The sequence below is a fragment of the Stenotrophomonas sp. STEN022 genome (genome assembly GCF_056760155.1).
On the sequence record NZ_JBRREG010000135.1, the window covers coordinates 1 to 9,399 of the forward strand.

The 9,399-nt window shown below is 64.2% G+C and carries 5 protein-coding genes and 1 pseudogene; all 6 read right to left on the reverse strand.

The genetic code is table 11. From position 1 onward, the window contains the following. Positions 1-95 precede the first annotated feature (95 nt). Positions 96-545 (reverse strand): annotated as a pseudogene (gene rnfB, locus ACVOMF_RS19390) (Rnf electron transport complex subunit RnfB); the annotation flags it as partial. Between the two features lie 55 nt (positions 546-600). Beyond that, positions 601-1,191 (reverse strand): HAD family hydrolase, encoded by a 591-nt coding sequence (locus ACVOMF_RS19395; protein WP_481510718.1) that lies wholly within the window; start codon positions 1,189-1,191, stop codon positions 601-603. A gap of 169 nt (positions 1,192-1,360) precedes the next feature. Then, positions 1,361-3,439 (reverse strand): methionine--tRNA ligase, encoded by a 2,079-nt coding sequence (metG, locus tag ACVOMF_RS19400; RefSeq protein WP_481510719.1) that lies wholly within the window; start codon positions 3,437-3,439, stop codon positions 1,361-1,363. 399 nt (positions 3,440-3,838) lie between these two features. After that, complete coding sequence (locus ACVOMF_RS19405; protein ID WP_282265437.1) at positions 3,839-4,285, reverse strand: DUF2147 domain-containing protein; 447 nt, start codon at positions 4,283-4,285, stop codon at positions 3,839-3,841. A 326-nt stretch (positions 4,286-4,611) separates the two neighbouring features. After that, entirely contained in the window at positions 4,612-8,193 is a 3,582-nt protein-coding gene (locus ACVOMF_RS19410; protein WP_481510720.1) for a M1 family aminopeptidase, read from the reverse strand. Between the two features lie 11 nt (positions 8,194-8,204). After that, on the reverse strand, positions 8,205-9,098 hold the full coding sequence (locus ACVOMF_RS19415; protein ID WP_481510721.1) for an ABC transporter ATP-binding protein: 894 nt from the start codon (positions 9,096-9,098) through the stop codon (positions 8,205-8,207). Positions 9,099-9,399 lie beyond the last annotated feature (301 nt).

Genomic DNA, 9,399 nt, shown 5'->3' on the forward strand with positions numbered 1-9,399 from the left:
TGGCCGCGCCCCCCGGCGCGCCGCCCCCTCGCGCTGCAGACCCTGGGCGCCGCCACCCCCCCCCCCCCCACAAAACCGGGGTTCGGGACAGCCTGCAGCTCGATGCAATCCACCGGGCAGGGCGGGATGCACAGCTCGCAGCCGGTGCACAGGTCGGCCAGTACGGTATGCATGTATTTGGCGCCGCCGACGATGGCATCGACCGGGCAGGCCTGGATGCACTTGGTGCAGCCGATGCAGTCGGCTTCGACGATCACCGCGACCTGCGCCGGTTTGTGCTCGCCACGGCTGCGGTCGTAGGGAAGGGCCGGAACATCCAGCAGGCGGGCAAGTGCACGCGCGCCAGCGTCACCACCCGGCGGGCAGTGATCAATACCGGCATTGCCAGCGGCCATGGCTTCGGCATAAGGGCGGCAGCCGTCATAACCGCATTGCCCACACTGGGTCTGCGGCAGCAGCCGATCGAGGCGTTCGACCAGCGCGGCCCTTCCTTCTCCCTGCGGGAGTGGGTGGCGTGCAGCGTCTGATGAGGGTTGGGTATTCATTGGAGAGTCCTGCTGTTTGCTCTCACCTCAACCTCTCTCCTGGCGGGAGTGGGGCTCAGGTCAAGCATTTGCCGCGATACCAGCGCTCGTGCGCCAGCGCCAGCATAGGTTTGTCTTCGCCGCTGTCGCCGTAGGCATGGATGCGCTGGTAGGTGCCCAGGTCGAAGCGCTGGCGGATCAAGGTCACCTTGCGCGCGCCGCAGTCGCCCTCGGCGTAGCGGCCGGTGAAGCGGTTGTCCTGCACTTCGAGCCGGTTGCAGATCATCTGCAGGCCCTGTTGTTCGCACCAGTGCTGCAGGTACAGATCGAGCGAACCGGACACGACCGCCACGGTGTGGCCTTGCGCCTTGTGCCACTGGATCTGCTCCAGCATCTCCGGGCGCACCATGCCGGGCAGGTGCTCGCGGGCATAGTCGCGTGCCATCTGGCTGACTTCACCGGCATGGCGGCCGGTGAAGACCTGGGCGGTGACACGACGACGCACGCGCTGGGCCGAGATCAGCTTCAGCCGATACGCCAATACCCACGGCCCCACCCGCCACCACCCCTGCGCGCGCTGCTCCGGCGTGGCCACACGACGCAGGAACCGACTGTAGGTGTCACAGACGGTAATGGTGTGGTCGAAGTCGAAGAGGGCGAGTTGCATGAGTGCCGGGAATGGGTAGTTGGGAGTTGGGAATCGCCAGCGTCGTGATTCCCTTCATCGCTACGGCTTTCGTTCTTCTGCAAACATGGTCGGTCCGGGAAGCTCCGGGAGTGATGAAGCCATGCGCCTGCTTCTACGACTCCCGACTCTCCCTATTCGACTCCCGGCGTCAGCGAACCGGCATGCCCGGCAGTGCACCGCCATCGGCATCCAGCAACGCCAGCGCGCCGCCGTCGAAGCCGGCCGACAGGATCATGCCTTCGCTGAGGCCGAAGCGCATCTTGCGCGGCGCCAGGTTGGCGATGATCACCACGTTGCGGCCGCCCAGTGCTTCCGTTTCGGCATAGCTGCCGCGGATGCCGGAGAAGATCTGCCGCTGGCCGAGGTCGCCGGCATCCAGCAGGAAGCGCAGCAGCTTGTCCGAGCCTTCGACGAAGCCGCATTCCAGCACCTTGCCGATGCGCAGGTCGAGCTTGGCGAAATCATCGATACCGATATACGCGGAAGCTTCACCTTCGGCCTTGGCCTCGGCCTTCACTTCGACCTTGGCGGGCTTCTCAGCCTTGGCCGGCTTGGCCTCGGTGGCGGGCTGGGCGGCGAGGGTGTCCTTGGAGGCGTCGGTCATTGCGTCAATCATCTTCGTGTCGATACGGGTGAACAGCGCCACGTAGGCGGCGATGCTGTGTGCGGTCAGCGGGGCGGTGATGTCGTCCCAGCCGTGAACCGGTGCATTGAGGAAAGCCTCGGCCTGCAGCGCCGTGGCTGGCAGCACCGGCTTGAGGGCGGTGACCAGCACGCGGAACAGGTTCAGGCCCTGGGTGCAGACCGCCTGCAGTTCGGCGTCGGCACCCTCTTGCTTGGCGATGACCCAAGGCTTGGTGTCGTCGATGTACTTGTTCGCTTCATCGGCCAGCGCCATGGTCAGGCGGATGGCGGCGGCCGCGTCGTTGCGCTCGTAGGCCTCACGAATCGGCGCCAGCGCAGCGATGAAGCGATCGTACTGGGCCTGGTCCGGCAGCGCGTCGGCCAGCTTGCCGTCGAAGCGCTTGGCGATGAAACCGGCGCAGCGGCTGGCCAGGTTGACGAACTTGCCAACCAGATCGGCATTCACGCGGGCGGTGAAGTCGCTCAGGTTCAGATCGAGATCGTCGACGCCGCCGGAGGACTTGGCGGCGAAGTAATAGCGCAGTGCTTCCGGTGCCAGGCCGGCATCCAGGTAGGTGCGGGCCATGATGAAGGTGCCGCGCGACTTGCTCATTTTGGCGCCGTCCACGGTCAGGTAACCGTTGACGTGCAGCTTGGTCGGGGTGCGCAGGCCGCTGCCCTTCAGCACCGCCGGCCAGAACAGGCCGTGGAAGTTGACGATGTCCTTGCCGAGGAAGTGGTGCAGCTCGGTGTTGCTGTCGGCGGCGAGCACGGCATCGAAGTCGTCGCCGGTCCTGGCACACAGATTCTTGAAGCTGGACAGGTAGCCGATCGGCGCGTCCAGCCACACGTAGAAGTACTTGCCCGGTGCGCCGGGGATCTCGAAACCGAAATAGGGCGCATCACGCGAGATGTCCCACGCGCGCAGGCCGCCCTCGGCATCCAGCCACTCGGCGAGCTTGGCCTTCACGCCGGGCAGGGCCACGTCGCCGGCCAGCCATTCGCGCAGGAACTCCTGGAAGCGGCCGACTTCGAAGAAGTAATGCTCCGAATCACGCATTTCCGGGGTGGCGCCGGACACCACCGACTTCGGCTCGATCAGGTCGGTCGGGCCGTAGGTGGCGCCACAGACTTCGCAGTTGTCGCCGTACTGGTCGGGCGACTTGCAGTTCGGGCAGGTGCCCTTGATGTAGCGGTCGGGCAGGAACATGCCCTTGGCCGGGTCGTAGAACTGCGCCACCGAGCGACGGCTGATATGGCCGGCGGCGTCGAGTTTGGCGTACAGCGCCTCGGTCAGCTCGCGGTTGGTGGCCGAGTTGGTCGAGTCGTAGTGGTCAAAATCCACGCCAAAGGCGGCGAAATCGCGCTCATGGCCAGCCTGGATGTTGGCGATGAAGGTTTCCGGGGTCACCCCGGCCTTCTCCGCGGCCAGCATGATCGGCGTGCCGTGGGTGTCATCGGCGCAGACGTACCAGACTTTCTCGCCCATCATTCGCCGCGCACGCACCCAGATGTCGGCTTGGATGTAACCCACCAGGTGGCCGAGGTGCAGCGGGCCGTTGGCGTAGGGCAGGGCATTGGTGACTAGGGCGTTGCGGGTCATGGCGATGGTTTGCGGCAGGGGACCGGGGATTATCGCATGGCCGGAAAGAAGCAGCCCCGGAGGCCGGGGCTGCTGATCTTTCCCTTCTCCCGTTTACGGGAGAAGAGCCTGTCCCCGCGGAGGTGGGGATGCCCGAAGGGCGGGTGAGGTGCCTGGCAGGCAAGGAGCGGAGCCAGCGCCTTCCCTTCTCCCGCTAGCGGAGAAGGTGCCCGAAGGGCGGATGAGGGGGAGCTTTTGACTTTACCTGGCTAGAAGCTTCCTCTCACCCCAGCCCCCGCTCCGCGCCCCGGCCCTTGGGCTGGCGCAAGGTCGTTCGACGAGCAGCGAACCATGGTTCGCAAACTGCTCCTCTCACCCCGCAGGCGGGAGAGGGGCTTCCAAGCAGGGGCTTTGAGCGGCTTACTGGTCGCGCAGCCAGGTCTGGGTGCGGCAGATGAAGGCGATGCAGCCGGAGACATCCAGCTTGCGGCCGTTGTCCACCAGCGCGACCTTGGAGCTGTAGGTCTTGCCCTTGGCCGGGTCCAGGATGGTGCCGTTGGCCCATTTGTTGGCGCCGTCCGGGCGGACATTCCAGAGGATGGTCATGCCTTCGATCGGCTTGCCCTTGTTGGTGCCTTCACACTTGTTGCAGACCGGGTGCGGGCCCTGCTCGGACTGCAGCACCTGCAGCACCTTGCCGCTGAGCGTGCCATTGGCGGCCTGGCTGATCTCGACGATGGACTTCACCCGGCCGGTTTCGTCATCGATGGTGCGCCAGCGGCCCGCTGCGCTGTCACTGGCGCTGGCGGAGAAGCCGGCGGCCAGCAGCGGCAGGGCCAGCAACAGGGTTTTGAAAGTCGTACGCATGTGTCCCCTCCCAGGGTGGGTTTGGTCAGCTGCCGGCGGCGCTGTTACGGGCCGAATGTAACCGCATTCGGTCCCGTACGGAATCCGCAGTGCAGCAGATTTGCGACATGTAGTGCCGAGCCATGCTCGGCAGGGGCTTTCCCGGTAATGCTTCCAAAGCTGCCCTCACCCCAACCCCTCTCCCGCAAGCGGGAGAGGGGCTTTGAGGTAGTGCCGAGCCATGCTCGGCAGCGGCTTTCCCGACAATGCCTCAAAAGCTGCCCTCACCCCAACCCCTCTCCCGCGGGCGGGAGAGGGCCTCACGCCGGGCGTGGCTCGCATTTCGCCTACTGCACCGTCACCCGCTTGCGGTTGTCGGCCGAAACCCGGTCGATCAGCTTGTTGTACGGGTCGAAGCCGGCTTCATCGGGCTTCTGGTCGACGGTAACGGTGATGCTCGGGGCAGCGGCGGTGATGTGGTGGCGCTGCAGGTACAGCACCTTCTCATCACGTTCCTTGCCGGAGGCACCCTTGGCGAACACACCAACCTCGATCCAGTCGTCCAGCGTGCCTGCGGTCTCCTTGCCCATGCCGTCGGCGTAGCGCTTGTCGGCGTGCAGCTGCAGGGTCACGTCGTAGCGGCCGTCCGCACGCTTCTTCGCGTTGGCCTCGACCACGCGGTTGTCGTAGAAGCTGATCTTCTCGAACAGGTCGGTGATCAGACCCTGCTGCTCGGGCTTGGCTTCGGCGCGGATGAACTCCAGCAGCTCAGCCGAGGTGGTATACGGCGGTTGCTGGAAGGCCTTGGCCTGGATGAAGCGGGACAGGGCGCGGTTCAGTGCTTCCTCACCCATTTCCTCGCGTAGGCGATAGAACACCAGCGAACCCTTCTGGTAGTGGATGTATTGCTGGTTCTCGTTGCGATAGAGCGGTTGTTCCTCGACATCCTCGCCACCGCGGCCAGATAGATATCTGTCCAGTTCATCCTTCAGGAACTGGCGCATGTGGCCGCGTCCGTATTCCTTCTCCATCACCATCAGGGCAGAGTACTGCGATAGTGATTCGGTCAACATCGTTGCGCCTTGGACGTTGGCGCTGATGACCTGATGGGCCCACCATTGGTGCGCGGCTTCGTGCGCGGTTACATAGAAGACATAGTCGACGCTGTCCTTGTCGCGCAGGTCTGCGATGAAGCCTATCGACTCCGAGTAAGGGATCGTATTGGCAAACGCTTGGGCGAAGGTGCCGGTGTAGCTGGGGAACTCGATCACACGGAATTGTTTGTGCTGATATGGGCTGAAGTTTGCCTCGTAGTAGGTGAGTGACTTCTGCACCGCCTCGATCATCCGGTCCACGTTGTACGGATGCTTGGCGTCGTAATAGATTTCGATAGGGATGTTCTTGTACATGCCCTTTTTCACCTGCCAGCGTGCCGACAGATAGGCGTAGAAGTTCAGCATCGGCCGGTCCATGGCGTAGCTGAAGCAGCGACGGCCATCGCGTTCGAACTCCTTCTGCAGGTAACCCGGTGCCAGCGCGATCTGGTCCGGTGCGGTGCAGATTGTGCTGCGGAAATCGAGCCAATCCGAATCGTTGGAGATATAGGTGTTGGCGCGTGCGGCCTCATCCTCCAGCTTGGGCATGCGCGTCGGTTCGCCGAGGTCACGCTTGCGGCGTTCGTTGCGGTCGCTGATTTCCGCGCCGCTGTCGTAGCCGAAGGCCGGCAGTACACGGCTGTTGAAGAAGCTGCCGTTGTCGACGATCTGGGTCTGTGCCTGGTCGGAGGTGATGCCGTTGGGATGGATGTCGACAGTAAAGCGGATATCGCGTTCCTCGCCTGGTGCCATCGGTGCATCTAGGTGGTAGATGCGGTAGCCCAGTTCCTCATCGTGGGTGGTCAGCTTGGCGCCGCCCATCTCGATGCTGGCCAGGGTCTTGTCATCACCCATCGCGACGTGGATGTCGGGGATGGCGGTCGCATGGGTATTGCGCACGCGGTAGACGCCGTCGATGCGCACGGACTGGGTTTCCGGGTGCAGGTCGACGTTGTTGTCGATGGCGATGATGCGCGGCTGCGGCAGGTCCTTGTACTTGCGGTAGTCGCGCTCGTAGCGGGCCTGGAGGTCGAGCTGCTGGTCCGGCGAGACAAATTCATTGCGGATGTTGGTGTTCCAGTACAGCCAGCCGCCGCAGGCGATGAAGGCCAGCACCGCCGCCGCCAGGCCTGCACCCAACGGGCCGCGCAGGCGCTGCCTGGCCAGGCGCAGGCGCTGCCGCCAACCCGAGTCCACGCCACGCGCCCACAGGGCGGCGCACAGCAGCAGCAATACCAGCAGGAACAGCACCCAGTAGCCTTGGAAGGCCAGTTGCCCGGTCAGGAAGTGACCGTAGCCATTCATGTCCGAGTACGGCGCATTCGGCCAGCTGCCGAAGTTGTACAGGTTCTGGGTGTAGTCGAGCATGCCCAGCACCGACTGCCCGATCAGCAGCAAGATCAGCAGCGCGTAACCCATGAACTTGTTGTTGCTGAGCACCTGCAGCACCAAGGCCATGCCGCCCATCAGGATGTAGACCACCGAGTCCAGCGCCAATGTCTTGAAGTACAGCACCGGCTCGATCTGGGTGTAGCCCTTGCTCAACTGAATGATGATGGCAGTGAGTCCGCCGACGGCCTGGAACGCGAACACCACCGCGATCAGGGTGAGGAACTTGCCCAGCAGCGGCACCCAGTTCGGCACCGGCATGGCATCGCTGATGCCGGCGATGCGTGCGCTGCGTTCACGCCAGACCAGCTCGCCGGCATAGAACAGCACGATGATGATCAACAGGAAGCTGTAGCTACCCTGCAGCGCTTCCAGCATCTGCGAGGTCACTGGCCAGCTGGGTGTGCCGTACATGGTCTGACGGTGCAGGGCGCTGGGAATGAAGTTGGCCATGCCCAGTACCAGCAGCACCAGGAACGGCGCACTGCGGAACACGCCCAGCGCATCGAAGCCGACCTGGCGCAGCAGCTGCCGCCAACCGGTTGCAGCGTTGAAGCTGGGAGTGACCTTGGGTGCAACCACATTGCTGCGTTTGCCGTCGGTGGTGGCGACGCTGGTCACCTTCTTGCCCCGCTTGCGGCCGGTACCGCTGCGCTCGGTGCGGAACAGGGCGAACGTCGCGGCGAACAGGGCGCCGGTCACCGCCAGCCACAGCACGCGGTTCTCCAGCAGGTAGCCGGTGAACGCAGGTAGGCCGGTGTTGCGCTCTTCGGCCGACCAGTAGCGCGTTGCATGGCTCATCGCACGCATGCCCAGTGGATCGAGCAGCGAGGCGATGCGCATGTTGTCGATGTCGGCCAGCAGGGCGCGGCTGATGCCGTACAGCACGAAGAACACGATGACGCCGATATAGACCCACAGGATGTTGCGGGTGGTGACCGCCAGCACGGACAGCAGGGCGGTGGTGAACAGCACGTTCGGCAGCACCATGAAGGCGAACGACCACAGATAGGGCCGCAGTGATACCGGCCCCAGCCGCGCGGCATCGATCCACGGCATGAACTGGGCGATGAACAACCCGATGCCGATGATCACGTACATCAGCAGGCTGGCCAGCAGGGCCGCGCCAAGCCGCCCCAGCAGGTAGTCGCGGCGCTTGATCGGGCTGGAGAACACCAGCTCGGACGTGCCCAGTTCGAAGTCGCGCAGCAATGCGTTGCTGACGAACAAGGTAACCACCAGCAACCCGAGCAGGGTGAAGGAGGTCATGAAGCTGGCGATCACCGAGGGTGCATTGCGGTGCACGTTGCCGATGCCGCCACCGATCTGGACGGCATCGCTGGAGGCGGCGCCGAAGGCAAGCAGGGCGAACAGCACCGCAAGCAGCCACAACAAGGGAGAACGCAACTGCTCGCGCAGCTCGAAGCGCAGGAAGGCGAGGGTCATGGTCGTCTCCGTCAGGCGGCCTGCGCCTGCAGGCGCAGGCGCTGGAAGTAGACGTCCTCCAGACCCGGCGCTACCGGTTCGAAGCCTGCTTCAGGGCAGTTGTCGGCGAATACGTGGATCACCGGGTGGCCGCCAACCAGTCGCGTCGACAGCACGGTGAAACGGCTTTCGTAATCAGGCAGCGCGGTCTTCGCCACCTGCTTGCGCCAGACCTGCGCTTGCAGGGCATTGATGGCATCAGCAGGGCGCCCGGTCAGCAGCACCTCGCCCTTGTTCATGATGGCCATGGTCGGGCACAGGTCGGTGACGTCCTCGACGATGTGCGTGGACAGGATCACCGCCACGTTCTCGCCGATCTCGGCGAGCAGGTTGAGGAAGCGGTTGCGTTCTTCCGGGTCCAGGCCGGCGGTGGGCTCATCGACGATCACCAACTGCGGATTGCCCAGCAGCGCCTGGGCGATGCCGAAACGCTGACGCATGCCACCGGAATAGGTGCCGAGCTTGCGCTTGCGTGCATCCCAGAGGTTGACCTGCTGCAGCAGTGCTTCGACCACTTCCATGCGCTGCTTTCGTGCGGTCAGGCCCTTGAGCACGGCGAAATGGTCGAGCAGGTCCAGTGCGCTGACCTTGGGATAGACGCCGAAATCCTGAGGCAGGTAGCCCAGCTTGCGGCGCAGCGCGTCCTTGTCGCGCAGGATGTCGATGCTGGCGCCATCGGCGGTGGTCAGGGTGGCGCTGCCGGTGTCGGCTTCCTGCAGTGTGGCGAGGGTGCGCATCAAGGAGGACTTGCCGGCGCCATTGGGGCCGAGCAGCCCGAACATGCCGCGCGGGATGTCGAGATCGACGTTTTTCAGTGCGTGTACGCCATTGGCGTAGGTCTTCGACAAACCTCGGATCTGCAGCATGGGGACCGAACCTCTCCTTGGATGATGGCTGTCACATTCAGCTACAGCCGGGCTCCGGGCAATGCGCCGGAAGTCATTAGGACCAGGGACGTGGTTACGGTCGGAATGTGACCTGTTGTTGCGCCCTCCCTTTGGCCGAAGGCCAAGGGGAGGGTTGGGGAGGGGTTGGCTTTATCGCTTCTGATCTTGCCTTGGCTTCGCGGCGTACGCCCCTGCCCCAAACTGAGCCGCGGATTTGTTTCGGGGGAAGCCCCGGCCGAGCATGGCTAGGGATTTCAGGTCCCGCGCCAGCGCCAAGCAC